This is a genomic window from Amycolatopsis nigrescens CSC17Ta-90, from assembly GCF_000384315.1.
Classification (GTDB): Bacteria; Actinomycetota; Actinomycetes; order Mycobacteriales; family Pseudonocardiaceae; genus Amycolatopsis; species Amycolatopsis nigrescens.
On the sequence record NZ_ARVW01000001.1, the window covers coordinates 6,985,025 to 7,011,799 of the forward strand.

24 protein-coding genes are annotated in these 26,775 nt (G+C 69.7%); 12 read left to right on the top strand and 12 right to left on the bottom strand.

The window, feature by feature from the left end; genetic code table 11:
- Nucleotides 1-43 precede the first annotated feature (43 nt).
- On the top strand, nucleotides 44-1,348 hold the full coding sequence (locus AMYNI_RS0133170; RefSeq protein ID WP_020672416.1) for a tetratricopeptide repeat protein: 1,305 nt from the start codon (nucleotides 44-46) through the stop codon (nucleotides 1,346-1,348).
- 12 nt (nucleotides 1,349-1,360) lie between these two features.
- Here AMYNI_RS0133170 and rph read toward each other — a convergent pair whose 3' ends face one another.
- The gene (gene rph / locus AMYNI_RS0133175; RefSeq protein WP_245574229.1) at nucleotides 1,361-3,958 is read right to left on the bottom strand and encodes a rifamycin-inactivating phosphotransferase; all 2,598 of its coding nucleotides are present in this window, start codon (nucleotides 3,956-3,958) and stop codon (nucleotides 1,361-1,363) included.
- Nucleotides 3,959-4,477: 519 nt separating this feature from the next.
- Between rph and AMYNI_RS0133180 the strand changes: the two genes are divergently transcribed.
- A complete protein-coding gene (locus tag AMYNI_RS0133180; RefSeq protein ID WP_157357537.1) occupies nucleotides 4,478-5,182 on the top strand; it encodes a hypothetical protein in 705 nt (234 codons plus the stop codon).
- Between the two features lie 18 nt (nucleotides 5,183-5,200).
- On the opposite strand, the gene AMYNI_RS0133185 is transcribed toward AMYNI_RS0133180, so the two are convergent.
- A complete protein-coding gene (locus tag AMYNI_RS0133185) occupies nucleotides 5,201-5,878 on the bottom strand; it encodes a response regulator (RefSeq protein WP_020672419.1) in 678 nt (225 codons plus the stop codon).
- Nucleotides 5,879-7,057 (bottom strand): sensor histidine kinase, encoded by a 1,179-nt coding sequence (locus AMYNI_RS0133190; RefSeq protein WP_020672420.1) that lies wholly within the window; start codon nucleotides 7,055-7,057, stop codon nucleotides 5,879-5,881.
- A 219-nt stretch (nucleotides 7,058-7,276) separates the two neighbouring features.
- Between AMYNI_RS0133190 and AMYNI_RS0133195 the strand changes: the two genes are divergently transcribed.
- The 4 genes from AMYNI_RS0133195 to AMYNI_RS0133210 all read left to right on the top strand — a co-directional run bounded on the left by AMYNI_RS0133195 (nucleotide 7,277) and on the right by AMYNI_RS0133210 (nucleotide 11,610).
- A complete protein-coding gene (locus AMYNI_RS0133195) occupies nucleotides 7,277-8,740 on the top strand; it encodes an alpha/beta hydrolase (protein WP_020672421.1) in 1,464 nt (487 codons plus the stop codon).
- Between the two features lie 12 nt (nucleotides 8,741-8,752).
- The gene (locus AMYNI_RS0133200) at nucleotides 8,753-9,406 is read left to right on the top strand and encodes a hypothetical protein (RefSeq protein WP_026361250.1); all 654 of its coding nucleotides are present in this window, start codon (nucleotides 8,753-8,755) and stop codon (nucleotides 9,404-9,406) included.
- A gap of 48 nt (nucleotides 9,407-9,454) precedes the next feature.
- Nucleotides 9,455-10,930: an alpha/beta hydrolase gene (locus AMYNI_RS0133205; RefSeq protein WP_026361251.1), complete on the top strand. Its 1,476-nt coding sequence runs from the start codon at nucleotides 9,455-9,457 to the stop codon at nucleotides 10,928-10,930.
- A 95-nt stretch (nucleotides 10,931-11,025) separates the two neighbouring features.
- Nucleotides 11,026-11,610: a dihydrofolate reductase family protein gene (locus tag AMYNI_RS0133210; protein ID WP_020672424.1), complete on the top strand. Its 585-nt coding sequence runs from the start codon at nucleotides 11,026-11,028 to the stop codon at nucleotides 11,608-11,610.
- Between the two features lie 5 nt (nucleotides 11,611-11,615).
- Here AMYNI_RS0133210 and AMYNI_RS0133215 read toward each other — a convergent pair whose 3' ends face one another.
- Nucleotides 11,616-12,665 (bottom strand): helix-turn-helix transcriptional regulator, encoded by a 1,050-nt coding sequence (locus tag AMYNI_RS0133215; RefSeq protein WP_020672425.1) that lies wholly within the window; start codon nucleotides 12,663-12,665, stop codon nucleotides 11,616-11,618.
- A gap of 106 nt (nucleotides 12,666-12,771) precedes the next feature.
- Here AMYNI_RS0133215 and AMYNI_RS0133220 point away from each other — a divergent pair, with 106 nt between their 5' ends.
- The 3 genes from AMYNI_RS0133220 to AMYNI_RS0133230 are packed head-to-tail and all read left to right on the top strand — an operon-like array spanning nucleotide 12,772 to nucleotide 14,288.
- Complete coding sequence (locus AMYNI_RS0133220; RefSeq protein ID WP_020672426.1) at nucleotides 12,772-13,167, top strand: RidA family protein; 396 nt, start codon at nucleotides 12,772-12,774, stop codon at nucleotides 13,165-13,167.
- On the top strand, nucleotides 13,167-13,652 hold the full coding sequence (locus tag AMYNI_RS0133225) for a DUF488 domain-containing protein (protein ID WP_020672427.1): 486 nt from the start codon (nucleotides 13,167-13,169) through the stop codon (nucleotides 13,650-13,652). Before AMYNI_RS0133220 ends, AMYNI_RS0133225 begins: the two co-directional genes overlap by 1 nt.
- 42 nt (nucleotides 13,653-13,694) lie before the next feature.
- Complete coding sequence (locus AMYNI_RS0133230) at nucleotides 13,695-14,288, top strand: TIGR03086 family metal-binding protein (RefSeq protein WP_020672428.1); 594 nt, start codon at nucleotides 13,695-13,697, stop codon at nucleotides 14,286-14,288.
- A gap of 15 nt (nucleotides 14,289-14,303) precedes the next feature.
- On the opposite strand, the gene AMYNI_RS49855 is transcribed toward AMYNI_RS0133230, so the two are convergent.
- From AMYNI_RS49855 to AMYNI_RS0133260, 6 genes are read right to left on the bottom strand one after another with little or no spacing between them, the layout of a single operon-like run.
- On the bottom strand, nucleotides 14,304-15,026 hold the full coding sequence (locus AMYNI_RS49855; protein WP_020672429.1) for an alpha/beta hydrolase: 723 nt from the start codon (nucleotides 15,024-15,026) through the stop codon (nucleotides 14,304-14,306).
- On the bottom strand, nucleotides 15,023-16,297 hold the full coding sequence (locus tag AMYNI_RS49860; protein WP_020672430.1) for a transporter permease: 1,275 nt from the start codon (nucleotides 16,295-16,297) through the stop codon (nucleotides 15,023-15,025). The genes AMYNI_RS49855 and AMYNI_RS49860 overlap by 4 nt, the downstream gene beginning before the upstream one ends.
- A gap of 2 nt (nucleotides 16,298-16,299) precedes the next feature.
- On the bottom strand, nucleotides 16,300-16,824 hold the full coding sequence (locus tag AMYNI_RS0133245) for a hypothetical protein (RefSeq protein WP_020672431.1): 525 nt from the start codon (nucleotides 16,822-16,824) through the stop codon (nucleotides 16,300-16,302).
- Complete coding sequence (locus tag AMYNI_RS0133250; protein WP_026361252.1) at nucleotides 16,821-18,968, bottom strand: hydantoinase/oxoprolinase family protein; 2,148 nt, start codon at nucleotides 18,966-18,968, stop codon at nucleotides 16,821-16,823. The genes AMYNI_RS0133245 and AMYNI_RS0133250 overlap by 4 nt, the downstream gene beginning before the upstream one ends.
- Nucleotides 18,969-19,004: 36 nt before the next feature.
- The gene (locus AMYNI_RS0133255) at nucleotides 19,005-20,624 is read right to left on the bottom strand and encodes an FAD-dependent oxidoreductase (protein WP_020672433.1); all 1,620 of its coding nucleotides are present in this window, start codon (nucleotides 20,622-20,624) and stop codon (nucleotides 19,005-19,007) included.
- 8 nt (nucleotides 20,625-20,632) lie between these two features.
- Nucleotides 20,633-21,631, bottom strand: a complete 999-nt coding sequence (locus AMYNI_RS0133260) for a LacI family DNA-binding transcriptional regulator (protein ID WP_245574058.1) — start codon at nucleotides 21,629-21,631, stop codon at nucleotides 20,633-20,635.
- A 185-nt stretch (nucleotides 21,632-21,816) separates the two neighbouring features.
- Between AMYNI_RS0133260 and AMYNI_RS0133265 the strand changes: the two genes are divergently transcribed.
- Both AMYNI_RS0133265 and AMYNI_RS48515 read left to right on the top strand, forming a co-directional pair.
- Nucleotides 21,817-22,809 carry a glycoside hydrolase family protein gene (locus AMYNI_RS0133265; RefSeq protein WP_020672435.1) on the top strand — a complete coding sequence of 331 codons (993 nt, stop codon included), beginning with the start codon at nucleotides 21,817-21,819 and terminating at the stop codon, nucleotides 22,807-22,809.
- Between the two features lie 118 nt (nucleotides 22,810-22,927).
- Nucleotides 22,928-24,160 carry an HNH endonuclease signature motif containing protein gene (locus AMYNI_RS48515; protein WP_084628729.1) on the top strand — a complete coding sequence of 411 codons (1,233 nt, stop codon included), beginning with the start codon at nucleotides 22,928-22,930 and terminating at the stop codon, nucleotides 24,158-24,160.
- A 489-nt stretch (nucleotides 24,161-24,649) separates the two neighbouring features.
- On the opposite strand, the gene AMYNI_RS0133275 is transcribed toward AMYNI_RS48515, so the two are convergent.
- Both AMYNI_RS0133275 and AMYNI_RS0133280 read right to left on the bottom strand, forming a co-directional pair.
- Entirely contained in the window at nucleotides 24,650-25,504 is an 855-nt protein-coding gene (locus tag AMYNI_RS0133275) for an LLM class F420-dependent oxidoreductase (RefSeq protein ID WP_020672437.1), read from the bottom strand.
- A 48-nt stretch (nucleotides 25,505-25,552) separates the two neighbouring features.
- Nucleotides 25,553-26,173: a TetR/AcrR family transcriptional regulator gene (locus tag AMYNI_RS0133280; protein ID WP_020672438.1), complete on the bottom strand. Its 621-nt coding sequence runs from the start codon at nucleotides 26,171-26,173 to the stop codon at nucleotides 25,553-25,555.
- Between the two features lie 88 nt (nucleotides 26,174-26,261).
- On the opposite strand from AMYNI_RS0133280, the gene AMYNI_RS0133285 reads away from it, so the two are divergent.
- On the top strand, nucleotides 26,262-26,774 hold the full coding sequence (locus tag AMYNI_RS0133285) for a nitroreductase family deazaflavin-dependent oxidoreductase (protein WP_020672439.1): 513 nt from the start codon (nucleotides 26,262-26,264) through the stop codon (nucleotides 26,772-26,774).
- Nucleotide 26,775 lies beyond the last annotated feature (1 nt).

Consider the following 26,775-nt stretch of genomic DNA (forward strand, 5'->3'; position numbering starts at 1 on the left):
GTACCTGCCGGAAGCGGGACCCCTCCCGGCGGGCTGGTGCAGGATGAGCGCCGTGCGAGATCTTTGGCGAAGGCGGCGCGGGCGGACGCGGACCGGAGAGGGTCACGCGGACGCCCTGCGGACCGCCACTGAGCAGGCGGTCGGGCTGCGTGAAGCGGGTGAGTACGGTCGGGCGCGTGCGCTGGAGGAGGACACGCTGGCGCAGCGGCGCCGGAGCCTTGGCGACGATCATCCCGACACGCTTCAGTCGGCCCTCGGGCTGATGCTGAGCCTGGACGGGCTCGGTGCGCGCGAACAGGCCCGCGCGCTCGGCGAGGACACCTTGCGCCGCTGCCGCCGGGTGCTGGGCGCGGCCGATCGCCTGACGCTCACCGTGGCGATCAACCTGGTCCGCACGTTGGCGAGCCTCGGCGAGCAGCAGCGGGTCCGCGAACTGGCCGAAGACAACTTCAACCGTGCCCGCGACGCTCTCGGTGCGGACGCCCCGGCCACCTTGGTCGCGGCCGCCAACTTCGTCATGGTGCTGAGCGAGTCGGGGGAGCACCGGCGGGCGTGCGAACTCGGCGAGGACACCCTGGCCCGTCGTCGCCGGCTGCTGGGCCCCGATCACTACCGCACCCTCATCACGGCCAACGCGCTCGCCCTCGACCTTGGCACGCTCGGCGAGCACGCCCTCGCGCGGAGCCTGTGCGAGGACACCCTGGCCCGCGCGGAGCGGAGCCTCGGTGCGGACGACCCCGACACGCTGGTCACGGCGTACAACCTCGCCAGCGAACTGGCCGCGCTCGGTGAGCACGAGCAGGCCCGCGCACGGTTCGAGGACACGCTGGCCCGTCGCCGCCGGGTCCTCGGCGAGGACCACCCCGGCACCCTGGACACGGCCGTCAACCTCGCCCGCGTCCTCGCGTCCCTGGAGCAGCACCAGCGGGCCAGGGACACCTTGGAGGACGCGCTGGCCCGCTACCGCCGGACCAAGGGCGACGACCACTCCGACACCCTGAACGCGGCCGCCAACCTCGCCGACGTGACGCGCAAACTGGGGGACTACGCGGCGGCGCGGGACCTGGACGAGGACACCCTGGCCCGTCGCCGCCGGGTCCTCGGCGAGGATCATCTCCACACCCTGAACACCGCCTCCGGCCTCGTGGTCAGCCTGATCCGGCTGGGTGACCACGAACGCGCCCGGCACCTCGGCGAAGACACCCTCGCCCGTCAGCGCCGGGTCCTTGGCGATGGCCACCATCGGACCCTGGACAGCGCCAACAACCTCGCGGTCGTCCTGCGAGCGCTCGGCGAGGAGCAGCAAGCCGACCAGTGGGTCGAGTGGATCAAGGCGCAGCACCGATGACACCCCGGCGGCTCAGCCGAGAATCTCGATGTACCCGTCGGTTCCGTGCACGCGGATCCGCTGCCCGTCCCGGATCAGCCGGGTGGCCCGCTCCACGCCGACCACGGCCGGCAGGCCGTACTCCCTGGCGACCACCGCGCCGTGCGTCATCAGGCCGCCGACCTCGGTCACCAGGCCGGCGATCGCAACGAACAGAGGGGTCCAGCTCGGGTCGGTGTAGGCGGTGATCAGGATGTCGCCCGCCTCGAGCTCGGCCTGCGCCATGTCCACGACGACCCGGGCCCTGCCCTCGACGGTGCCGGCCGAGACCGGCAGGCCGGCCAGCGCGCCGGGTGGCAGGTCGTCGCGCCGGTACTCGCCGATGACGGCCTCACCCTCCGAGGTGAGGACCCGGGGCGGCCTGAGCGCCTCGTACGACCGGAACGCTTCCCGCCTCTCCCGGATGAGTTCGTCGTCCACGTCGTTGGTGCGCACGACTTCGTGGAACTCCTGGAGCCGGAGGTAGAAGATGTCCTCCTTCGCGCGCAGGGTGCCGGACCGGACCAGGCGTTCGGCTTCGGCCAGCAACGCCTGCTTGTAGACGAAGTAGCGGCTGACCATGCCGTACTTGGGGTACTCGCGGTACCCGGCGAAGGTGCGGACGCGGTCGATCATCCGCTTGGTCTCCTCGGCCTTGCGCTCTCCGTCGGGCAGTGCGCGCAACCGCGTCAGCAGCTCCTGTTCTTTCCGTTGCGACTCCTGGAGCCCCTGTTCGAAGCGTCGCTTGCCGGCGCCCGGCTCGAAGTTCTTGATGTTGCCGAGAAGGGTGGGCACGAGGGTGGCGGGACGCTCGCTCCAGCGCGTTCTGGTGATGTCGATCTCGCCCGCGCAGCGCATGCCGTACTCGTCGAGGTAGCCCCGGATGGCGTCACGGGCCCCTCGGCCGCCGGTCAGCCCGGCCAGTTCGTCCAGAAAGCCGTCGTCCTCGCGACCGTCGTCCACCACCTGCTGCAGGAACGCCACGACGTCCGCGTGCGGGCGGATCGTGTCCGCGACGTCGAGCAGCGCCAGCCCCATCTCCGACGTGACGTTGTGCGGCACGGACTGGGTGAGTACGTCGGCCGCGTTCTTCTCGCCAAGCCACTCCTCGAGGTGGTCGTTGAGCCACCAGGTCGTCTCCATCGACGCCATGATCGCCTCGTGGCTCCGCGGGTCGAACAGGATCCGCTTCAGCTCCGCGATGTCGGCCATGACGAAGTCGAGCAGCGCCGGCCCGGACAGGGCCTGGATCTCGCGCCGCAGGATGGCCACGGACGCCCGGCTGTGCGCGATCAGGTCGGTGACGACGGCCGGATCGGTCTCGATGGTGGTGGGCGTGCTACCGGGAAGTCCGGTGCCCTCGGCCCTGTCCGGAAGCGGGCGGATGAAATCGCCGCGGTCCAGGATGGTCTGCAGGGCGTCGCGGATCAGCGGGTCGGACTTCCCCAGGGTCCCCAGCAGGCCCGCGCGGCCCGCGGGCGTCGCGATGACGGGGGCGACATCGACGAACAACCGCCCGCCCGCCTCGTGCATCGGCCGCGGGGTCGTCAGCTGCCACAGGGACAGGCCCAGCGGCTTCATCGCGTCGGTCATCATCTGCTGGTGACCGACCGAGACGTAGACGTGGTTGTCCTGGTCGTCGGTCACCGGGACGGGGAACAGGGTGGTGATCGGCCGGCTCTGCACGATGTGGAAGTCGTCGCCGGCCAGGCACCATTCGATGTCCTGCGGCCGGCCGAAGTGCGCTTCGATCCGCCGTCCCAGCCGCACCAGGCGCACGATCTTGGCATCCGTCAGCGCCTGCCGCGCCTGCTGCTCCGGTTCGATCGGCGTGTCCTCGGTACCGCCTCCCGGCAGCGCGCGGATCGCGCGCTGCTTGGCGCCGACCGTCGTGGTGACGACCTGGTCATCGCGCACCGTGTGGACGTCCGGGTTCACCAGACCGGAGACCAGTGCCTCGCCGAGCCCCCACCCGGCCTCCACGGTGGCGGTCTTCCGGTCCGACGTCACCGGGTCCGCGGTAAACAGGATGCCGGCCACCTCGGGGAACACCATCCGCTGCACGACCACGGCCATCCGCACGCTCCGGTGGTCAAAGCCGTTGCGCAGCCGGTAGGTCACCGCCCGCTCGGTGAACAGCGAGGCCCAGCACCGGCGGATGTGCTCCAGTACCGCCGCCGTGCCCACGACGTTCAGGTACGAGTCCTGCTGGCCGGCGAAGGACGCGGTCGGCAGGTCCTCGGCCGTCGCACTGGACCGCACCGCGTAGGCGGCCCGCTCGCCGAGCCGGGCGAGCGATTCGCTGATCGCCGCCACCAGATCGTCGGGCATCGCGACGCCTTCGACGACGGCGCGGACCTCCGCGCTCAGCTTGCGGATCGCCGCGTGGTCGTCCGGCTCCACGCGCGCCAGCAGGTCGAGCCGGTCGTCGATCGACGGCACCGCGGCCACGATCTGCCGGTAGGCCTCCGTCGTCACGCAGAAGCCGTCCGGCACCTGGACGCCCTCGATCCGCGAGAGCTCACCCAGGTGCACCCCCTTCCCGCCGACGTCCGCGACGTTCGTCCGGTCGATCTGCTCGAAACCCATCACGTAGCCCAATTCCGCTGCTCCATCGTCCGTCGGGTTGGTTCGCGACGGGCAGTATGGAACAGATTTCGGCGCCGCATGAGGCGCGCGAATCTGATATAAAGTGAAAGGGGCAGGGGAACAGCGCGTGCAGCGACCGCGGACCGCCCCAGCCCCAGCCCCGTACAGCTCAGTCCCGTTCAGCTCGGTCCAGGGCAGGGTCGTGCGCCCAACGGTCCAGCTGGTCGGTGATGGGTGCGTCCCTTGCCGCTCGGAGCCCTGAGGTCGGCGGGCGCGCCGTGGTCTCAGGTCACCAGGGTTCACGCGAACGTGTTGGGTGTCGATGTATCTGCCCGAATTGTGGACTCGCCGTATCTTCGCCGGCTGGTATGAAACGGTGATAAAAGCCTCGATGTAGTGATTATTGCTGCGATATCAGAACCCGGTATTGCCGGATGTGGGGTGGGTGACCGTCTACCGCACCACAGCAGTCATTGGTCGATAGCGCCCGATGACCACCTGGTCCGCCTGGTTGTCTTTGTCATGAGCAGTGACGAAGCAGAGGGGGAAGCGATGGAGGACCAGAAAGCCGAGAGCGAGACCAGCAGGGCGGATATCCCGCGCAAGGTGGAAACGGGGAACCACCTGTCCGGGACGGCGACGACAGCGATGCAGATAGGGATGGTCAGGGGCGATATCGTCCACCACGGTGCCGCCACACCGCAGAGACAGCCGAAACGCTGGGGGCAGGCGATTTGGGCGATGGTGGCCATCGTTGCGCTGGCCGTAGGTGTGACGGGAGGCATGCTCCTGGACGAGCGACAGGGTTCCGTGCAGGAGGCTGAGCAGGGCTACCCGGCGTCCATACCGACACCACACGGCGCGAACGGGGAAGACGCCTGCAAAGGCGGTACCCGGACCGTCCCCAACGGGAAATATCCAGGCTGCGAAATTGCCACCCTGGCTCGTCCGCACGAGAGGGTTCAGTGGCCCACCGGCGCCAGCACGTTAGTGGTGGTCGGCGAGGGTTATAAAATGGAAGTATCGGACAACTACGGTCATTTTCGTGGCCTGAGCGGCGGTGTCGCAAGCTCCGCCGGTACCGGTGTCTACTTTCATCCAACCGGGGATTACACCGGCTATTTCAGGGTCTACGGCTTGCACTCGACGAACTACTGCATCAATTTCACGGCCGATCGCGACCCGAAGCAGTCAGCTTCGCATGGGCGTTGGTACTCGTGCAATTGAGAAATGACGGCAGGCTGGTCATTCCTCCGCGTCGCGGACCACGAGTGCGATCTGCACCCGGTTCTCGACCGCCAGCTTGGCGAACAGGTTGCCGGTGTGCGCCTTGACGGTCGCGACGCTGATGTGCAGCCGCTCGGCGATCTCCGGGTTGCCCAGCCCGTCGGCGATGGCCCGTGCGGTATCGAGTTCTCGTTCGGTCAGTGCGGACAGCCGTTTCCGCGCGGCTTCGCGGGACGAGCTGCGAGCGTCCGAGGACTGCGGCCCGGTGGCCGCGGCGATCACCCGTGCCGTGGCCACCGGCGACAGCACTGGGTTCCCGTCCGCGACCGTCCGCACCGCGTCCACGATCCGCGGCGGCGGGGTGTCCTTGAGGACAAACCCGAGCGCTCCGGCGCGCAGCGCGCCGAGCACCAGATCGTCGGAGTCGAAGGTGGTCAGCATGAGCACCCGCGGCGGCGCCGGCCGGGTGAGGAGCTCACGGGTCGTGCTGAGACCGTCACGGCCGGGCATCCGCACGTCCATCAGGACGACGTCCGGACGCTGCTCGTCCACCACGGTGATCGCGGCGTCCCCGTCGGCTGCCTCCGCGACCACGGTCAGGTCCGGTTCGCCGTCGATGATGAGCCGCAGCGCCATCCGCACCAGCTGGTCGTCGTCGACGATGAGCACGCGCACCGGTCCCCGCTCGCTGTCCACTCATGCTCTCCTGTCGTCGTGGTTCGGCCAGGGTAGTTGCGCGGTGAGGAGATATCCGTTGTCGGGTGTCGGGTGGTGGTCGAGTTTTCCGCCGGCGAGGGTGACTCGTTCGGCGAGGCCGAGCAGGCCGAATCCTGACGTCGGCGGTTGAGCGGCTGTCGCGGTGGCCGGGGAGTTCTGCACGGTGACGTGCAGGTCGTCGCCGGCTGATCCGTTGACGACGATGTGCACGGGTGCGCCCGGGGCGTGTTTGGCCGCGTTGGTCAGTCCTTCTTGGACGATCCGGTAGCAGGTTCGCCCGACGACGTCGGACGGTGTGCCGGTCACGGTGGTGGTGAGCGTGACGTCCAGTCCGGAGGTGCGGGCCTCGGCGACCAGTTCGGGGACTCGGTCGAGGGTGGGCTGGGGTGGTTCCGGGCGGCCAGGGTCGGCCCGGAGCACACCGAGGACGCCTCGCAGTTCTTCCAGCGCTTGGTGGGAGCCGTCGGCGATGCCGCGGATCAGCACGCGGTTCTGCTCAGCGGTGAGGTCGCCGCGGTGGTCCAGCACGCCGGCCTGCATGGCGACCAGGGAGATCCGGTGCGCGAGCACGTCGTGCATCTCGCGGGCGATCCGGTTGCGTTCCATGGCCCGCGCCTGCGCCGCTCGTGCGGTCTGCTCCCGTTCCGCGCTTTCCGCCCGGTCTCGCAAGGACCGCACTTCGACGCGCCGTGCGCCGACGGCCATCCCGATGGCCACCGCGATGCCCGCGCTCAGTGCCGGCAATGCGAGCTGGAGCCACAGCGAGCCGGGCGGGCTCTGGATCGGGTAGAACCCGGCGGTGAACTGCGACGCGGTCACGTAGGCCAGCCCGACGATCCCGATCTCCACCGGACGGCGTCGAGTGGAGATCGAGCACAGCGCCAGCAGCGCGGCGCCGGTGGCGAGTATCGACGCGGTCGAGGCGATCGCGACCGTCAAGGCGACGGCGAACGGAAACCGCCGCCGCCACAGAAGTGCCGTCAGGCAGCCGAAAGCCACCAGCGGATCGCCGGTGACGAACCACGAGGAGGTTTCCATCGCCTGGCCGCGCAGCAGCACCCCGGTGGAGAGCCAGACCGGTATGCCCAGTGCCGCGGCCGCGACCAGCCGCCAGGTCTGCTGCCACCACCCGAGCCGTGGTGCGACGTCTGCGATCACCTGGCCATTGTCGCGACACCGTGCGGCCGGTGCAGCAGACCGGGGGCTGTGCTGCCCTCGCTGCCCTCGACCCAGGTCGAATCACCACCTCGTCTTTGGTCGAAGGCGATTCGAGCCGCCGGTCCGATGTGCCGGCGGTGCCGACTGGACAGACTCATTTCTGCCGTCCCAAGCCAGCCCGTTCCGGCGCCCCGCGCGCCCCACTCAGGAGGACATCAGATGCGCCGAACCTTGTCCCTCGCCCTCGCCCTCGCCTTCGCCGCGGCGGCGACCGCGATTCCCGGAGTGTCGACGGCGGCGGATCCTATGCAGCCGGACACCGTGCGGTGGGGCCCGTGCTCGGAGAAACCCACCTCGTCCCGTCTCGAGTGCGCGACGCTCGAAGTCCCGCTCGACTACCGGGATCCGGACGGCCGGCAGATCGAGATCGCGATCTCCCGGCTGGCGAGCGAGAAACCCGCGCAGCGGCGCGGCGTGCTGCTGACCAATCCAGGCGGCCCCGGTATCACGGGACTCGGCTACCCGGTCGCTCTCGCCGGTTCAGGACTGCCGCGGCAGGTGCTGGACTCCTACGACCTGATCGGCTTCGACCCGCGTGGCGTCGGCCGCAGCGCACCGGTGACCTGCGAGCTGACGCCGGAGCAGCAGGCACGCGGCAATCTCGCGCCGTATGCGCACACCGCGGCCGATGTCGCGCGTGAGGCGGGGAACGCGCGGACCATCGCCGAGCAGTGCGCCACTTCGCCGACGGCGTCGATGCTGCCGCACACCACCACCGCGAACACCGCGCGCGACCTGGACCGGATCCGGGCGGCGCTGGGCGAGCCGAAGCTCTCGTACCTCGGTGCCTCCTACGGCAGCTACCTCGGTGCGGTGTACACGACGATGTTCCCGGAGCGCAGCGACCGGATCGTGCTCGACAGCAACCTGGGCCCCGGCGGTTACGACGTCACGGCCATGCGGATGCTGGCCCGTGGCATGGAGGACCGGTTTCCCGACTTCGCGGCGTTCGCGGCCGCGCATCCCGAATACGGTCTGGGCACCACCCCGGAGCAGGTGACCGCGAAGTTCTTCGATCTCGCGGAGCGGTTGGAGGCGAAACCGGTCCAGGGCTACGACGGGACGTTGTTCCGCGGGATCACGTTCGACCGCCTCTACAGCGATGCGAACATGCCTCTGCTGGCCGAGATGTGGCAGGCGCTCGACACGGACCGGCCGCCGCCGCCCAACCCGCCGATGGTGAACTTCGAAAACTTCATGGCCGCCCGCTTCAACGTGATCTGCGGTGATTCGCGCTGGCCGGGGACGGTCCGGGAGTACCAGCGGAACGTCGCGGTCGACCGGCCGAAGTACCCGATGCTGGGCGGATCCGCGGCCAGCATCGGACCGTGCGCGTTCTGGCCGGACGAGCGGGTCGAGCCGCCGGTGCAGATCGGGGACCGGGGCCCGTCGAACGTGCTCATGGTGCAGAACGAACGCGACCCGGGGACGCCGCTGGCCGGCGCCGAGGAGCTGCGGCGGGCGTTCGGGGAGCGGGCCAGGATGGTGACGGCCGACCATGGCGGGCACGGTGTCTATCCGTTCGGCCCCAACACCTGCGCGAACGACGCGGTGACGGCATTCCTGACCGCCGGGCAGCGTCCATCGCAGGATCTCGCCTGCGCGGCGGAGCCGGGCGAGTAGCGGGGCGGAGACATGTTCAAGGAGTGGCGCCGTCGTCGGGCTGTGCAGCGGGTCAAGCCGGGGCACGGCCGATCACTGCAGCGTTTTCGCTGGTGGCAGTTGCTTTTTCGAGCGCTGTTCTATCTTCGGCTGACGAACGATGATGGCAGGCGGGCGGTCTACGCCGTCGACGTCAGGCATTGGCAGAACCAGTCGTCCGGCAAGGTCAAGGCCCACCTGTACCTCGATGGCAGACATCACGCCGAGTCCGCACTCCCTGCCGCCTTCCCCGTCCGAGGCGGCACCGTCGAAGTCAGGATGAGCGCCTTCGGGCTCAAGCGCTGCCACTACGTCACCGAGGAGGGGGCCGAGCACGCCCTCATCCCGGACCCCGACTCCGCCGAGGGGCGTCGCGCGCACCTCGACCGCGCACACCCCGCACTGAGCCGCTTGATCGGTTTCTTCTCGCTGACCGTGCTCGTCATCGCCGCGGTTCTCCTCGTCCTCCAGCTCATCGAACACCTCACCCAGCCGGACGCCATCTCCCAGCACATCGGGACCTTCACCTCGCCCGTTGAGCTACCGGCCTGGCTCAACGCCATGGTCGGGCTCGGTGCTCTGGCAGCCAGCACCGAGCGGGCGCTGCGGCTGCGCTACAGCCGGCTGCTCGACGGCGGGGCGGGCTGACCCTGCATTTCTGGCCGATCGATGTGTTATTCCGAGAAGGAGCACTTGATGCGAAAATCTGTCGTTGCCGTTCTCGCTGCCGTCATGGTGGCGATTCTCGTTCCGCTGGTGGGCTCGGCGGAAACCACGCCGAGCGCGTCGCCGGACCGGCTGAGCTGGGGCGAGTGCCCGGGCACCCCGCTGCCGGGGCTGGAGTGCGGCACGCTCCAGGTGCCGCTGGACTACCGCGACCCCGCCGGCGAGAAGATCGATCTCGCGATCTCGCGGCTGGCCAGCCCCAACCCGGAGAAGCGCCGCGGCGTGCTGCTGACGAACTCCGGCGGGCCGGGCAGCCCGGGGCTGAGCTACCCGTTGGTGCTGAAGTACTACGGCGTGCCGCAGAGCGTGCTGGACACCTACGACGTGATCGGCTTCGACCCGCGCGGGGTCGGCTACAGCGCCCCGGTGACCTGCGACCTGGAGGGTCCGGCAACGGCGACCGCGAACGTCCCGGACTACGCGCTGGACTCGGCCGACGTCGCCAAGCGGGCCGAGTACGCGGCCGAGGTCGCCGGGAAGTGCGGATCCTCGGCGACGGCGCCGTTGCTGCCCCAGCTGAACACGGCGAACACCGCGCGCGACATGGACCGAATCCGCGCGGCGCTGGGCGAGCCGAAGATCTCCTACCTCGGCATCTCCTACGGCACCTACCTCGGCTCGGTCTACACCACGCTGTTCCCGCACCGCAGCGACCAGTTCGTGCTCGACAGCGCGATGAGCCCGGAAGGCAGCGCCCCTTCGGCCTCCCGCGGGTTCGGGGAGGGGGTCGAGGACAGGTTCCCGGACTTCGCGAAGTTCCTCACCGAGCATCCCGAGTACGGCTTCGGCACCTCGGTCGAGCAGATCAGGGCGAAGTACTTCGAGATCGCCGCCCGACTGGACGCGCGGCCGAGGCCGGACGGTTTCGACGGCAAGCAGTTCCGCAAGGTCACCTTCGAGAAGCTCTACCTGGACCTGTGGCTGCCCGAACTGGCCGAGATCTGGCGTGCCGTCGAGACCGGGCAGCCCCTCCCGCCGACCCCGCCGGTCGAGGTGCCGCCAGGGCAGCCGGCCGACAACCCCGTCGCCAGCCAGCTGGCGGTGTTCTGCAACGACACCAACTGGCCGGAGTCGGTTGCCACCTACCAGCGCAACGTCGAGATCGACCGGTTGCGCCACCCGATGTTCGGTGCCGCCGCGGCCAACATCTGGCCCTGTGCGTTCTGGCCGACGGAGCCGGCCGAACCCCCGGTGAAGATCAACAGCAGCGGGCCGTCGAACGTGCTGATCGTGCAGAACCTGCGCGACCCGTCCACGCCGCTGTCCGGTGCCCGCGAACTGCGCGCGGCCTTCGGTGACCGGGCGCGGATGATCACCGCGGACCAGGGCGGGCACCTTGCCTACCTCTATCTGAAGAACCGGTGCCTCAACGACGCCACGACGAACTTCCTGGTCACCGGGCAGCGCCCGCGTACCGACGTGGCCTGCGCGGCCGAACCGGGCTGACTTTGTCCGCGGTGCTGTCGAACGGCGTCGAGTCCGTTCGTAGCCAGGGGGAGAGACCGGCGACTGCCCGGTCAGCCGCACTCGAGGAGAGCACCATGACCGCTACCTACACCTTCGACGTCTTCACCACCCTCGACGGCTTCGGTGCCCACGTCGGTGACTGGGGTGGCTACTGGGGCAAGCAGGGCCCCGAGCTGCTCGCGCACCGCCTCGCCTTGTACGGCGAGGAGCAGCGGATGGTCTTCGGGGCCAGCACGTATCGGGCGCACGCGCAGATGCTGGCTTCGAGCGCCGAGTGGGCCGACGTCCGTGACCCGTGGGTCACCCGGATGAGGGAGCTGCCGGCGACGGTGGTGTCGAGCACGCTGCACGGGCCGCTCGACTGGCCGGACGCCACCGTCGTGCGCGGCGACGCCGTCGACATCATCGCCCGGCTCAAGGAGGAGTCCGAGGTGCCGTTGCGCTCGCACGGCAGCCTGTCGCTGAACCGGGCGCTGATGGCCGCCGGTCTGGTCGACCGCGTCCAGGTGACGCTCTTCCCGGTGATCACCGGCCGGACCGGGGCGGACCCGATCTTCCGGGGTGGAGCCGACTTCGACCTCGAGCTGATCGAGAGCCGGACGCTCGACGGCCACACCCAAGAGCTGACCTACCGGCCAAGCCCGCACCCGGCAGGCTGAGCGCCTCAACTTTCAGAATCTTGCGGGACACCCGCACCCGATCGATGGGGGCATGCGCAAAAAGCCTCGCATGCCCCCATCTCGGGATCACGCTCGTAGTAGGTGGCGATCGCGGCGGCGCGGTCGCGCAGGGCGGCTCGCAACCATTGCGGGGACAGGACTTCCGCGCTCGTGGCGAGCTGCCACATGGCCCATTCGGCGTGTCTCGAATCCTGGAAGGTCACCTCGAGCCGCAGCCGGCCGTCCGCATCGGTTTCTTCGGCGCGGACGGCCAACGCGGTGCCCACCAGCTCCTCCCGCCGCGCCGGGTTCATCCGCACCAGCACGGTGACCTGGTCGCCGCCGGTCCGAAACCGGGTGCTGCGTTCCTGCCAGGCCCGGCCCAGATCGACCCGGTCCGGTCGCTGTGCGGGTTCGGGGAGTTCCTCGGCGGCCAGGATCCGGGACAGCCGGTAGGTGCGGTCCGCGCCGGACCGCGTGGCCAGCAAGTAGCCCTGGTCGCGCGCGGTGACCAGGCCGATCGGGTCCACCGTGCGCCACTTCGGGGCTTGGTCCGCAGCCGCGTAGTGGATGCGCAGCTTGTGTCCGGCGAACACCGCGCGGCGGACCTCGGCCACTACGGTCTCTGGCACCTCCTCGGCGACCAGCCGGCGCGAGAGCAGGTCGGTCTCCGGGTCGATGAGCAAGCGCTCGGCCACGCCGGACGCGGTGTCCCGATGGCTTTCGGGTAGCGCGTCGACCACCTTGAGCATCGCCGACGCGAGCGCCGAGCCGAGGCCGAATGCCTGCGCGCCGCGCCGCGATCCGGCGACCAGCAGTGCCAGCGCCTCGTCGTGGTTCAGCCCGGTGAGCTCGGTCCGGAAACCGGGCAGCAACGCGAAACCGCCGCGCCGGCCGCGTTCGGCGTATACCGGGACGCCGGCCGCGGACAGCGCCTCGATGTCGCGCAGCACGGTGCGGGTGGACACCTCCAGCTCGCGCGCCAGCGCGGCCGCGGACAGCAGACCGCGCTGGCGCAGCAGCAGCACCAGCGAGACCAACCGGTCGGCCCGCATGCGGAAAATTATGCCAGGAATACACGACACAGGATGTCGTGATTGGCGGAGAGGCTTGTCAGCACGACGCCGAAGCGTCGATGAATCGAATGGAGCTGATGTGGCAGTGGAGCGAACGGTCGTCAACCCGTGGGCGTGGTCGGTGGAGCTGGGGTACAACCAGGGCGAGGTCGTCTCCGGGCACACCCGGACCCTGTACTGCTCCGGGCAGACCGCGATGAGCGGCGACGGCAGGCCCCAGCATGCCGGTGACCTTGGGGCGCAGCTGGCGCTGAGCCTGGACAATCTGGAGGCCGTCCTCGGCGAGGCCGGTATGTCCCTCGCGAACCTGGTCCGGCTCAACGTCTACACCACCGACGTCGACCGGCTCTTCGAACACTACGGCGTGCTGGCGTCGCGGTTGGGCGCCGCCGGGGTGGCGCCGACCAGCACGATGCTCGGGGTGACCCGGTTGGCGATCCCGGACCTGATGGTCGAGCTCGAGGGGACTGCCGTCGCGTGATGCCCGCTTCGGTGACAATCGGCGTCTACGGCTTCGACGGCGAGTCCTTCCTGCGACGACTGCGGCACGCGGAGGTCGGCCTGCTGCTCGACCTCCGCCAGCGTCGCGGCGTTCGGGGCTCCGAGTACTCCTGGGCGAACTCGGCGCGGCTCCAGCGTGCGCTCGCCGCGGCGGACGTCGGCTACCGGCATGTGAAGGAGCTGGCACCGACGACCGAGCTGCGCCAGCTCCAGTACCGCGAGGACGACCGCCGGGGCGTGGGCAAGCGCAACCGGATCGCGCTCGCGTTCGAGTACGCCGAGCGCTACACCCGGGAGATCCTCGACCCGTTCGACCTCGGCGCACTCGTGGCGGAGCTTCCGGACGACTCGACGACCGCCCTGCTCTGCGTCGAGTGCGATCCGGAGGCGTGCCACCGCTCGCTCGTCGCCGAGCGCCTGCGCGCCGAGTACGGCCTGCCGGTCGCGGACCTCCGCCCGGGTTGAGCCACGCCGTGTTTTGTCAGGGGGTCCTCGTAGGTTCGGGGCATGACCGCACCGTCAGGCAACGACCCACGTCCGACCTTCGCCCGAGCGCTCGACCAAGCCGAGCGGCAAGCCGCGAGCGTACGTCCGGATGAGCTGGACAACCGCACTCCGTGCGCCGACTACGACGTGCGCGCGCTGCTCGGGCACCTGGTCTCGGTGCTGAACAAGCTCGCTCGCGTCGGCGCTGGAGCCGACGCGAGCGAGGTCCCCGACGTGCTCGACGACATCGACGACATCGACGACACTGCCTGGGCCGGTGCGTTTCACCGCGCCCGCGGCGAGGTCGAGCGGGTGTGGGCCGATGATGCGCTGCTCGGGCAGATGGTCACCCTGCCGTGGGCCACGCTGCCGGGTCGGGTCGCCCTCGATGCCTACACCCACGAGTTCACGGCCCACAGCTGGGACCTCGCGCATGCCACGGGCCGGCTCGACCGGCTCGACCCGGATCTCGCCGTGCGGGCACTCGAAGCCTTCTCCCAGTTCGCGCCGCCCGAAATGCGCAGCGAGCAGGGTCCGTTCGGGCCGGTCGTAGCGGTGCCCGACGACGCCGAGGTCTACTCCCGGCTGGCCGCCTACCTGGGTCGTCAGCCATAACGTCCCGCGTTCCGTCTAGGTCGTTTGGCGCGACAGCCAGCGGACGGTCACGTCCACCACCTCGCTGGCCGAGACGCGGAATCCGTGGCCGTCGCCTGCGACGGGGTGCCAGTCGGTGCGCGGACGACGGGCCGCGGCGTCGCGGGCGACGGTGAAGGAGATGTGCTCGTCGGCGTCACCGTGCACGACGAGCGCGGGCACGTCGGCAGCGAGGAAGGCGGTCAGCGGGTCCAGTTCCGCGAACTCCTCGAACAGCCGCCGCCCCAGCTGGAACCGGCCCTCGATGTCGAGATATCCCTTTTCCCGCAACGGCGTCTTGTCTTCGTACAGCGCACGGGCCCGCGCCAGCGACGGGTCGAGGAACGTGCCTCGCAGGTCGAGCACCGGTTGCCACAACACGACCGAGGAGACCGGCAGCTCCGGCAAGGACAGCGTCGTGCTCACCGCGCCGAAGCTGGACGCGACGATCGACACCGGGCCGCCCTCGGCTTCGACCGCCGCGGCCAGGTCGAGCCGTTCGCCCGCGATCGTCATGTCCCGCGGTGCGCCGTCGCTGCGGCCGTGCCCGCGGAACGAGAAGCGGAGCACCGAGAAACCGGCCGCCACCAGACGATCCGCGAGGCACCCGAACAACCCTTGCTCATCCAGGTCCGCGGTGATGCCGTGCGCCAGCACCACGGCCGGGCCGCTGCCGCGGCGCTCCGATTCCAGCCGGAGCCCGTCGGCCGTGGTGATCACAGGTACAGCACCGCGGTGAGGATCATGCCGCCGAGCGCGACGATCCAGGTGTAGGGCAGCGTCGAGAGCATCGCCTTCTCCGGCCGCACACCCGCGTACTGCGAGGCCCACACCGTCTGCGTGCTCGTCGGGTCGGACACGCCGAACACCTGGTTGTAGGACGCCATCATCCCGACCACGGCGGGCATCGAGTAGATCCCGCCGGTCACCAGCACCCCGGCGACACCGGCGCCGAGCCCGAACACGTTGAGCGGCCCGCGGAACAGGCACAGCGGCACCAGAACCACGAACACGACCACGAACCAGACCGGCGCGGACGGGCTGATCGCGGACACGATGGGAGTCAGCGCGTTCTTCGCACCGGGCAACTTGACCGCCGCGAGCAGCATGCCGATCGCGATGAACAGCACGATCGGCGGCGCCGCCACGTCGAAGGCCTTGTACAGCGACCGCAGCGCGCGACCACTCAGCTCGCCCCATCTGGTCGTGGTCGCGAGGGCGTAGATCAGCCCCGCCAGCAGCGAGGGCACGATCGGCACCGAGAAGCCGAGCGCCAGCACGATCGGCACGACCGGGGTGAGCAGCGCGTACCACGGTGCGTCCCCTCGGCGGACCCGCGCGCTCGGCCGGTCCAGCTTCACCGCCCACGTGTGCCGGGTGCCCTGGCGCCGCGTCTCGACGAGCACGTAGGCGATGCCGAGAACCAGTGCCATCGGGAACAACCTGATCATCACCGACTTCACGTCGGCGACCGGTGCGCCGAGCGCGTCGGCGAGGAACTGCCATACCGGCAGCTCCAGCGGCGAGCCCGCGCCGATGCCCATCAGCACCGTGCCGCCCGCGACCACCGGGGAAACCCCGACGGCGATCATCGCCGGGATGCCGACCACACCGGCGAGCATCGCGGCGGGGGCGGAGCCGGTGATGCTGCCGCACAGGATCGACACCGCGAACACGCCCAGCGCCACCACGGACGGACGTTCGCCGCCGAACTCGACGATCTTGCGCACCAGGGTCGATGCGATACCCGTTTCGTCCATCAGGGTGCCGAGCCACGAACCGAGCAGCACGGCGATCATCGTCGACGCGAGCGCGGCCGCGCCGTTCTGCAGCACCGCGGTGAGAATGCCGTCCTTCGCGCCGGACCAGGATGCACCGGCCAGGATCGAGATGCCCAGCGCCAGCAGCACGAGCGCGAACGCGGTGGGCAGCACCCGGGTGAGCATGAGGACCACGCCCACGGCCATCAGGAGCAGTATCGCGATACCCATGCTCAGTCTCCCCTGGACAGTGCGGTGGACAGCAGCAGCGGGCTGATGCCGAGGCCGCTGCGGCGGTGCGCGAAGCGGTGGGCGACGATCTCGCCGGCTCCGGCGACGTGCCCGCGGACGCGGAAGGGGCCCAGCCGCGCGGCGGTGTGGCCGAGGCGGCGGTTCAACTCGCGCAGGTCGATCCGGTGGTGGGCCACTTCGTGTGCGACGGCTGCCTTGCGCAGCGCATCGCGGGACACCGGCCAGCCCTTGCCGGCGGCGAGCTTCGCCAAGCGCGCCAACGAGTCCCGGTAGACCGTGACGGTGCCCTTGCGGTACTCGGCGAGCAGCAGCTCCCCGCCGGTGATGCCGCCGTCGCGCTCGACGACCGGTACCTCCTCGTCGTTTTCCTTGTCGTTTTCCGCGTCGGCGAGCTCGTCGCCGACGGCCAGCGCGATCTCGGCCCACCGGCGCAACTGCGCCTCGTCGCGGCGCTCGTGTGTCGGCGTGGCGCGCAACAGGCGCACCGCCAGTTCGACGTCGTTCACCGGCGGTCCTCCATGATCGCCACGACCGGTTCGTCCGGGGCCCTGGTCTTCAGCTCGACGTCGAGGAGCGCGACGAGCTGGTCGCGGTCGAGCACCCCGGACAGATCGGCGATCTTGGGTCCGGCGAGCAGCCAGACCGCGGGCGCTCGGGACCCGCCGTCGCCGTAGCGGGTGTGCGCGTCGATGAGCGCGCTCAGCTTCGTTTGCGCTACACCGGCTTGCGTGCTCGCCACGAGCGCGTTTGACGCGTGCAACCGGATGACCCCCTCGCCGTCGACGACCCGGACGTGCCGCACGGGCCGGGCGAACCGGCCGAGCACGCCCCGGCGCCGGGCCCGTGCGCCGTAAACCGTGTGCTGCGGGGTCGAGGCCAGCTCGCCGACCTCCGCCACGGGCACCCCGATACCGTGCGCCACCTCCGCGAGCACCGCCTTTTCGTCCACCGCGGCGGAACGGTCCTTAGTGCGCAGCTCGGTCGAACCGGTGGCGACGGCGCGGATCAGGTTGCGCTGGGGATCGACGGTCACGTCCACCTCGACCCCGGCCGGATCGGCTCCCTGCTCGACCACCGCGCTCTCGGCGGCGCTCCGCACGGCGAGGACGTCGGAGTTGGACGGGTTCGGCACCATCCGCTCGACCGACTCGCGGACCAGTGCGAGCGCGGCGCCGAGCGGGCTGATGACCTCGCTGTGCGCGGCGATTCGCCAGTCCTCCCCGGTTTCGGCACCGAGGAACGGGGTCACCGACGCGGCGCCTCCGCCACCGCCGACCAGCGTCAGGTGTTCGAGGCGGTACTCGCGCGTCAGCCCGTCGAGCACTTCCCGGACGGGCTTGATCGCCTGCCGGAGCACTGTTCGCGCCGCGTCCTCGACCGTGGCGCCTAGCGCCTTGGCGAGTGACCGCACGGCGAGCCGCGCCGACTCCTGGTCGCTGCGTGCGTAGGAATCGGCGGGCACGACGCCGAGCGCGTTCGCCGCGCAGGTGAGCGTGAGCGCATACCTCGTGCCGTCGGCGGCTTCGAGCGCGACGTAGTCCGCCGGATCGCCCTGCCGCGGCGACAGGGTGACCAGCTTCGCTCCACTGAGGACGGACGCGGGGGCGTAGCAGGCGTAGGGGAGACCGGCGATGTGCGCGCTGCGCGGTCCGACCTCGGTCACCGCGCGCCCGGACAACCGGACCAGCGATCCGCCGCCGATGCCGACCGTGCGGACGTCCAGGGCGGGCAGGTACGTCTCCCTACCGCCGAGGCGGGCGTGCCGCACCTGCACGCGGCCGCGCCGGATGACGCTGATGTCGGTCGACGTTCCACCGGTCTCCAGGAACACGCCTTCGCTGAGCTTCTCCGCCATCAATGCCCCGGCAACTCCCGCCGCGGGCCCGGAAAGAGCGGTGAGCAGCGGCCGTCGGCGCATTTCGGGAAGGGACATCACCCCGCCGTCACCACGCATGACCATGAGCGGCGCGGTGATGCCGGCGCGCTGGACGCTGGCCTCCACGAGGTCGGCGGTGGACACCATGCGCGGCATGATCCCGGCGTTCAGCACGGCGGTGCGGGTGCGTTTCGTGAGGCCGTAGAGGCTGGTGATCCCGTGCGTCGTCGTGCCGAGCATGTCCTGTTCGCGGGCCGCGGCGAGCACGAGCCGCTCGCCATCGGGATCGTCCACGCTGAACGGTTCCACCGCGACCAGCACCTCGGCGCCCTGCTCCCGCAGCCGCGCGACCGCGTCCTTGACCGCGACCGGATCGCGCGGATCGCGCACCGCGGCGTACCGGACGGGCAGCCGGCGGCCGGGCGCCAGTTCGAGCTTTCCCAGTGCGGAAAGCCGCCGCGTGGCGAAGGCGTCGAACCCGGTGCCGACGCCCGCGATGCCGACCGTCGCGACATCGCCTTCCAGCAGCGCGTTCGTGGCCTGCGTGGTGCCGTGCGCCAAGAAGGAGACGTCACGTGCACCGATCCCCACGTCGGCCTGCAGTTTCTCCAGCGCCGTCAGGATGCCGTGCGCGACACCGTCGGCGTCGTCGTGGCTCGTCGGAACCTTGACCTGCCCGAGCAACTCGAACGACCGCGCGTCGACGGCGACCGCGTCGGTGAACGTCCCGCCCACGTCGATGCCGATGCGCACGGGTCTGGGATGTTGCGTCATTGCCTACACCTCCAGCTGGTGGAGCTAACGGTGGAGCTAATAGCCCCGGACGTCGGGCCAGCGGCGCTCGACGCCGGCCTGGTCGAGGACGAGGGCGAACTCGTCGAAGAGCTTGTCGTTCTCGCGAATCTGGTGCGGCGCGCTGCCGCGCCGCAGTGCGAACCCGGCGAGGTGACCGGCGACCTCGCCGATGTTCCACTCCACCGGATGCAGCCGGTAGCAGCCGTTGGTGAGGTGCGTGGTGCCGATGTTCTTGCCCGCCGGCACCAGGTTGCGCATCCGGCGCGGCAGCAGCGCGCCGAGTGGGATCTCGAACGGCACGCTCGGCACGTCCACGTAGTTGTCGCCCGCGGTGGACGGGTGCAGGTCGATGCGGTAGCTGCCGACCCCGACCGAGTCCGGATGGAATCTCCGCCCGGTCGGCCCGAGGACGTCGAGTGAAACGTCCTGCTCGGTCACCGTGGTGACGGCCCTGATCCGCCGCGACTCGCGAACGTAGGCCGATTTCGCGAGCCCGTCGGCGGTGCCCACGACGTCCGGCCGCAGCCTGAGCCCCGGGAAACCGGTACCGTCGTCGGCCCGCGGCGCCTCCGTCTGCAGCCAGTACAACACCGAAAGCGACAACTGCTTGGCCTCGTGATGGGCGCGCGCCACCTCCGCCGGCCCGGCCACGCCGTCGACTTCGAGGGCGGGCCGCAGCCAGTAGTCGTTGAGCGGCCAGTTGACCAGCGTGATGTCGGAGTCGAACGCGCCCGGCTCGTGCAGCCCGCGCGCGAGGATGCGGCGGAATCCCCACAGCTCCTTGTCACCGGCCTCGGCACTCTGGTCGGCGTTGATCGCGAGCGGGTCTGCGTCGGGGTTCGGCACGAACGTCCGGTCGACCGCTGCCAGGGTGCGCGGATCGGGGGCGCGGAAGCCGAGCAGCGGCCCCGGCCAGAACTCGGGGGTGTAGGACCGCCAGAAGTCGTACATCGCGGGACGATCGATCACGTGGTCCTGCCCGGCGTGGTGGGAAACCGCGAAGCAGTAGGTGATGCCCTGCAGGTTTCCCGGATCGGCCCGCTCGGGCGCGTGCGGCTCGCCGTACTCGTCGCGGGACTCCGCGCCCACCACGAACTCGGTTCCCGTCATGGGCAGCAGGTCGCCGTTCTCCGTCGCGTCGAGAACGTACTCGGCACGCACCGCGGTGCGCTCGCCGTCGCCTTCGAGTATCACGGCGTCCACCCGGTCGCCGGTCACTTCCGCCGCGATGGGCCGGTGCCCGGTCAGCACCGTGATCCGCCTCGCCGCGCGGTGCGGCGCGAGCATCGCCTCGAGCACCGCGAGCGCGACTCTCGGCTCGTGGCACAGCTTGCTGACCCGTCCCGCGCCCGGGTTGAGGCCGGGGAGCCGGGCGGCCTCGGCGCGCAAGGGGTAGTGGCGCCGGTAGTAGTCGCGGATGCCCTCGCGCAGCTGCCGGTAGGTCGCGGTGCCGCCGAAGCGCTCGATCCACGGGTTCTCGTCCGGGGGCACCGCCTGCGCCGTGAGCTGACCGCCGAGCCAGTCGGTCTCCTCGGTCAGCACGACCTGGTGCCCCGCTCGCGCGGCGGCCAGTGCGGCGGCCACTCCGCCGAGGCCACCGCCCACGACGAGGATCTCGGTGTCGAGTTCTGGCATGCTCCGTCCTAACGGGTCCGTGGTGTGCCGACGGTCGTGCCGGCCACCGGTGGGCACGGCAGCAGTTGCTGCGGTGTGGTCTCCTGCTCGGTCACGAGATCGACGAGCAGCCGCACGGCGCGCCTGCCCATGTCCCGCATCGGCACCTGGAATCCGCTCACCTCCGGCGGGCCGCCGAGCACGGCCAGCGACAGATCGTCCGGTGTGGACAGTCCAGCGGCGTCGATCGCCGCCCGCACCGCGCTGTAGGCGGCGCCGGTGTCGGTGCCCTCGACGACGACGGCGGTCACCCCGTCGCGCACCCAGGCCCGGACGGCGTCCGGGTCCAGCGGCCCGTCGATGCGCACGATTCCGGTCGTGGGCGCCGTTTCGAGCACGCCGCGCTGCCGGTCGTCCGAGGAGGGTGCCTCGTCGGACTCCCTGACGTAGCGGATCTCGCGGTGCCCCAGCTCCAGCAGCCGGGTCAGCACCTCGGCCGATGCCGTCACGTAATCGGCGCCGACATAAGGAATCCGGCCGCCCAGCTCAGGTCTCCGTCCGATGTAGACGAACGGGAACTCGGAGTCGGCCAGGCCGGCGACGGGTTCCTCCGGCACGTGCCTGCCGAAGAAAAGGCACCCGTCCGCGACGCGGGTCCGGCGGATCGCGGCCTCCTGCGCGGCGCCGGGTCCGCTGGTGCCGGTGAAGAGGATCAGGTCCTGGCCCAGCGCCGAGGCTTCCTCCTCGACTCCGACCAGGATCGGGTAGTAGGAGTCGGCGATGTCGGTCGGGAAGGTGGCGCGAAACGTGTACAGGCCGAGCATGTTCGACCGCGCCGACGCCAGCCGGGTCGCCACCGGATGCGGCACGTAGCCCAGTTCCTCGGCGACTTGCAGCACCCGGGCCCTGGTGGCCTCGGACATCCGGACCGTGCTGCTGCCGCCCAGCACCACCGAGACCGTCGCCTGGGAAACCCCGGCGATCCGGGCGATGTCCGCCTGTCGGGCCATCCCCGAACGTCGTACCACCTGCACCTCCTCGGGCTAATGCGAATTAGGAGAGCCTCTGCGACGAATCCGCACCCAGTCAAGACTTTCTGAAATCCTGTCTTGTTTGAGCCATGAGCCGAACTAATACGTATTAGCATCTTGACCGCACGCCGGGTCGCGCCGAAGCTCGCTGCTACGTCACTGCCGACGATGGGAGCCCTCGCATGACCGAGCTGTCCCGCCGCGCGACCCTGCGCGCCGCCGCCGGGCTGGGCCTGGCCGCGCTACCCGTGCTGAACGCCGCCACGGCGAATGCTGCGCCGGCCGGTTTCCCGGACTACAAGTTCCTGAGAGTCGCGTTCGACAAGAACGCGCTGAAGTACAACCCGACCGGGGAGCTGATCTTCCCGTGCATCCGCGGCGTCGCGGGACGCGTGGCGAAGCCGCTCGGCCGCTACTACCTGTACTACGCGCCGCACGACCCGCCCGGCGGGATCTGCCTGTCCTATGCGGACAGCCTGGAGGGCCCGTTCACCGAGTACCCTGGCAACCCCATCGTGAGCAGGGCCTGGAACCCCCACTACGACGTCTCGCACGTGTCTTCACCGCACGTGTTGTGGCGAGAGGACCTTCGGGAGCTGTGGCTGTACTTCCACGGTGAGAACACCACGACCCGCCTGGCTCGCTCGAAGGACGGCATCAACTTCAGCTACGACAAGGTCGTGCTGTCCGCGTCGATGCTGCCCTCGGGCACTACGGAGACCTCCTACGCCCGGGTGTTCGAGCAGTCGTTGCCAAGGCTCGGCGCGAACTACGTCATGGTGTTCATGATCAACAATGCCGCGAACCGGCGCTCCATCGGCTGGGGCTGGTCGGCCGACGCGCGGAACTGGACGTTCGCGCAGGAGCCGCTGATCCGGCCGGCCGACGTCGGGGCGCGGGACATCGGTGCCCCCACGGTGGCTCGCCGCAACGGGTCGACCTACGTGATCTACCACGAGAACATCGAGGCGGGCGGCAGCATGCTCATCACGGAGGTGGGCAACGACTTCTCGAAGCGGAACCACCTGGGTGTGTTCCACGCGCCGCTGCCTGGCGCGCCGGACAACGGCCGCTGTGCCGCCGCGTCGTTCGGCACGATGGACGGCGTGGAGTACATGTTCTACGAAGCGGGTGCGCGCCTCGAGGGCGCCATCGCGATCGCCAAGGCGCGGTGAGCCCGTATCCGAAGCGGGAAAGGAATGTGCTTTTCCCTCTTTCGTGTTCGGGTGTGGCCGGTTTTTGTCGGGGTTCGGCGGTATCATGGAGGTGCATTCGAAAACTACGGGGGTTCGCATGTTGTATGTTGATTTCAGTATGTTACCGCCGGATTGGTTGTCTTCGATGAATAAGGCGTCGATCGAGCGGCTCGATGTGTCGCAGGCGGTGGGTGTGGTGATCTCGGCTCGGCGGGCGATCTGTCGCATGCAGGCGGTGCAGGCCCGGGCGATCGCGCAGGTCAGCCGGGCGCGCGGTGGGGCGCGGTGGGTGGCGGATGAGTTGGCGCCGGAGTTGCGGTTGTCCCGTGAAACGACCGCGACCCGGGTGGCCTTGGCGAAGGCACTGGTGTCCCGGATGCCGTGTTTGCTGGCGGCGATGACTGAGGGCGAGTTGGATATCGAAAAGGCGCGTCAAGCCTTTGATGGCGTGGCGGTATTGTCCGATGAATTGGCCCGTCAGGCGGATGAGATTCTGTCGGCGCGGATCGGTGAAAAGAATCCGAGCAACTGGAGGAAAACGGTAACGCGCGTGGTGGCGAGTCTCGATCCCGAGGGTCAATGCGCCCGCGCGGAGGCCCGCCGTAAGCAGCGCCGGGTCGAGTTGCACCACGAGCCCGACGCGATGGCGTCGTTGTGGGCCTACCTCCCGGTCGAGATCGCGACCGCGGTGTATGCCCGGATCGACATGCTGGCCCGGAAGCTCCGGGTCGGCGATGAAACGCGCACGATGGACCAACTTCGGGCCGATGTGCTGGCGGAGTTGCTGCTCGGTAAGGGTTGGGAAGGCTTGGCCGCTCAGGTGTTCATCCATATCCCGCTCGACACCGCGTTGGGTATCCGCGACGACGGCTGCGAACTGGTCGGTCATGGCCCGATCCCTGGTGAGATCGGGCGTCAGCTCATGAACCAGCCGGGTTCAGCGTGGCGGAAGGTGCTGACCGATCCCGTATCGGGCACTGTCCGCGATCTCGGCCGCAAGAGATACCGCCCACCGGCAGATCTCGCCGAACTTGTCCGGGTGCGGGATCGCACCTGCCGGGCGCCGGGCTGTAACCGGCCCGCGCAGCGTTGTGATGCCGACCATTGCACCGCATGGTCGGAAAACGGGGACACCTGCGAGCACAACCTGTGCTGCCTGTGCCGCCACCACCACCGCTTGAAAGACGAGCCAGGCTGGAAATTCGAGTTCGATCCCGAGACGGCCGATTTAACGGTCACCACCCCCACCGGCCGTACCTACTCCACCCGGCCCGAACCGCTGCTCGATCCGCCACCTCCGGAGGTCACCGACGAGCCACCGCCCTTCTAGCGTCCTGCGTCACACGTGCTCTCGTGTGCGTACTGGTTGTCGCGTAAGGATGTTGCGGAGAAGTCCGGGTTGAGCAAGTCGACGGTCGGGCGGACCTGGCGCGGTTTCGGGCTCTGGTCTGCGACAACTACGGCACGCGCAAGACCCCGCGATCAAAGCCTGGATCGCAATGGCGATCAGCGGTGGCCCCACCAATGATCAACTTTCCGGGGGCGGCGGCCCGACCTGGTCCCACTGGTCGGGCTAACGAGTCGGGCGTCGCCGCCTCCAGCCGAGGCGAGTTGCGTACCGGCTTCCCCTCGGTGCGCGGGCATCGCGGAATCGATGGCCAGGCGCATCGCCCTGTTAGGTGTGATCGCGGCATCACCCAGCAGGTGGGGCCACTTCAGGCCGCCCTCGAAAGCAACGTCACCCAGGTGGAGCCAACTCAAGCCGCTCAAACCGGGCCAGGTCAACCGCCACAGCCATCTGGGTAGCCCGACTGGAACACTAACCGGATGCCAGTCCGAGGCGTTCGGAGAGTCGTCCAAGGTAGCCGGTGACGACGTCGGCCTGTGCGTCCGGTAGTCCGAACAGGACTTCGGTCACGCCGCATTCCGCCCAGGTGGCCAGTTCGTCCGGGTTCGGTTTGCCCGCGAGTGCGACCACCTCGGGTGCCCCTTCCCGGCCGGATTCCTGCCAGAGGTCTTGCAGCCGGCGGGTTCGCTCGCCGATGTCGCGGTCGGTCGGGGTGGTCATCCAGCCGTCGGCGTGCCGCGCGATCCAGCTGAGGTTGCGGTCCGTGCCGCCCGCGCCGAGCAGCACCGGAACCCGCCCGGCGCGCACTGGTTTCGGCCACGCCCAGCTGGGCCCGAAGCGCACGAACTCGCCCTGGTAGCTCGCCTCTTCCTGGGTCCACAGCGCTCGCATGGCGTCGAGGTACTCGCGCAGCGCGGTCCGGCGCCGTTTGCCCGGGATGCCGTGATCGGCCAGTTCGTCGGTGTTCCAGCCGAAGCCAGCGCCCAGCGTCACGCGGCCGCCGGAAAGGTGGTCGAGCGTGGCGATGGTCTTCGCCAGCGCGAGGGGATCATGCTCGGTGGGCAGGGCGACGGCGGTGCACAGCGTGATCCGCTGGGTCACGGCGGCGGCCATCGCCAGCGCGACCCACGGGTCCAGCGTGCGCAGGTAGCGGTCGTCGGGCAGCTCCTGGGTACCCGTGCCGGGATGCGCCGCCTCGCGCCGCACCGGGATGTGCGTGTGCTCGGGCACCGCGAGCGAATGAAAGCCCGCCTCTTCCGCGGCTCGCGCGACCGCAGCCGGCGAGATGCCTCGATCGCTGGTGAACAACACGACGCCGTATCGCACCCGTACTCCCTCGTATCGCCGACCCGTCCGACAGCATTAGAACACGTTCTACATGCTGAGCGGAATGGTCGCGGGAAGTGGTTCGTGATGATCGGCGCGCAGGCCGTCGAGGGAGATGTGCAACAGCCTGTGCCACAGCTGCGGGCGGCACTCGTCGGTGATCTGGACGGCGTGCCCAAGGGAGACCAGCAGGAGCAGCAGGTCGTCGGTGGTCACGCCGGGGCGCAGCAGGTCCGTGGCGCGGGCGCGCAGTTGCTCGACGACGAGGCGAAGCTGCTGGATGCCCTCCAGGTCAGGGGTCGACCAGGTCAACGCGAAGTTCTCCATGATCGCGCGGTGGCGTGCGTAGCCGGTCAGGGCCTGCTGGTAGAAGTCGGTCAGCGCCGCCCAGGGGTCTTCGGCGTCGATCGCCGCCTGGCGCGCGGATTCCGCCCATTCCGAGAAGTCCTTGCGCAGGACCGTATGCACGAGATCTTCCTTCTGCGGGAAGTGCCGGTAGAGGGTGCCCATGCCCACCCCGCTGCGGCGGGCGATCTCGCGCACGTCCACCGCGGTGCCCTGCTCGGCCAGCACCGCCGCGGCGGCCTCGACGATCGCCTCCCGGTTCCGGATGGCGTCCACGCGCGGCGCGCGGCGCCGGGCGGTGCTTTCCGGTTCAGCCACTGCCATGCGGCCGAGTGTACCTCCTTATGCGGAGCATGTGCTCCGCTCTGTGCTACTTTGAGGAGCAAGTGCTCCGGATAGCGAAGGGTATGTCATGTCCGATCCGTCCACGACCACCGCGAATGAGGCCAAGGCCCCTGGCATCGCCGGCTGGAACGACCAGATCATCGCCGAGTTCCGGGCGAACGCCGGGTATGTGTCTTGGAGCAGCGAAGAGGATTTCGCCGCAGGGCGCCCCGTTCCGCCCCGGATGCCCGGGTTCGAGGAGCAAGGCATGCCGCTGATCTTGGTGCACCACATCGGGGCCAAGACCGGGCGCGAGCGGATCAGCCCGTTGTTCTACCAGCCGGTCGGCGATGGCTGGGCCGTCTTCGGAACCCACGGTGGCAGTCCGCGTCATCCGGTCTGGTACCACAATCTCATGGCGAACCCGCAGGCCACCGTCGAGGCGGGCACGGAGAAAGTACCGGTCGTAGCTCGGCTCGCGCAGGGCGCGGAGCGCGAGCGGCTCTGGGCGAAAGAGGTGGCGCTCGTCCCGAAGTTCGCCGAGTTCGAGGCGGCCGCCAGCAGGCAGATCCCCGTCGTCGTGCTGGAGCGTGTCCACTGAC

Coding starts and splice junctions, on each gene's coding strand:
- AMYNI_RS0133230 (WP_020672428.1), top strand. CDS start 13,695: ATGACCGCACCGTCAGGCAACGACCCACGTCCGACCTTCGCCCGAGCG.
- AMYNI_RS0133285 (WP_020672439.1), top strand. CDS start 26,262: ATGTCCGATCCGTCCACGACCACCGCGAATGAGGCCAAGGCCCCTGGC.
- AMYNI_RS0133195 (WP_020672421.1), top strand. CDS start 7,277: ATGCGCCGAACCTTGTCCCTCGCCCTCGCCCTCGCCTTCGCCGCGGCG.
- AMYNI_RS0133280 (WP_020672438.1), bottom strand. CDS start 26,173: ATGGCAGTGGCTGAACCGGAAAGCACCGCCCGGCGCCGCGCGCCGCGC.
- AMYNI_RS0133180 (WP_157357537.1), top strand. CDS start 4,478: ATGAGCAGTGACGAAGCAGAGGGGGAAGCGATGGAGGACCAGAAAGCC.
- AMYNI_RS0133255 (WP_020672433.1), bottom strand. CDS start 20,624: ATGCCAGAACTCGACACCGAGATCCTCGTCGTGGGCGGTGGCCTCGGC.
- AMYNI_RS0133205 (WP_026361251.1), top strand. CDS start 9,455: ATGCGAAAATCTGTCGTTGCCGTTCTCGCTGCCGTCATGGTGGCGATT.
- AMYNI_RS0133250 (WP_026361252.1), bottom strand. CDS start 18,968: ATGACGCAACATCCCAGACCCGTGCGCATCGGCATCGACGTGGGCGGG.
- AMYNI_RS0133170 (WP_020672416.1), top strand. CDS start 44: ATGAGCGCCGTGCGAGATCTTTGGCGAAGGCGGCGCGGGCGGACGCGG.
- AMYNI_RS48515 (WP_084628729.1), top strand. CDS start 22,928: ATGTTGTATGTTGATTTCAGTATGTTACCGCCGGATTGGTTGTCTTCG.
- AMYNI_RS0133215 (WP_020672425.1), bottom strand. CDS start 12,665: ATGCGGGCCGACCGGTTGGTCTCGCTGGTGCTGCTGCTGCGCCAGCGC.
- AMYNI_RS0133200 (WP_026361250.1), top strand. CDS start 8,753: ATGTTCAAGGAGTGGCGCCGTCGTCGGGCTGTGCAGCGGGTCAAGCCG.
- AMYNI_RS0133225 (WP_020672427.1), top strand. CDS start 13,167: ATGCCCGCTTCGGTGACAATCGGCGTCTACGGCTTCGACGGCGAGTCC.
- AMYNI_RS0133210 (WP_020672424.1), top strand. CDS start 11,026: ATGACCGCTACCTACACCTTCGACGTCTTCACCACCCTCGACGGCTTC.
- AMYNI_RS49860 (WP_020672430.1), bottom strand. CDS start 16,297: ATGGGTATCGCGATACTGCTCCTGATGGCCGTGGGCGTGGTCCTCATG.
- AMYNI_RS0133265 (WP_020672435.1), top strand. CDS start 21,817: ATGACCGAGCTGTCCCGCCGCGCGACCCTGCGCGCCGCCGCCGGGCTG.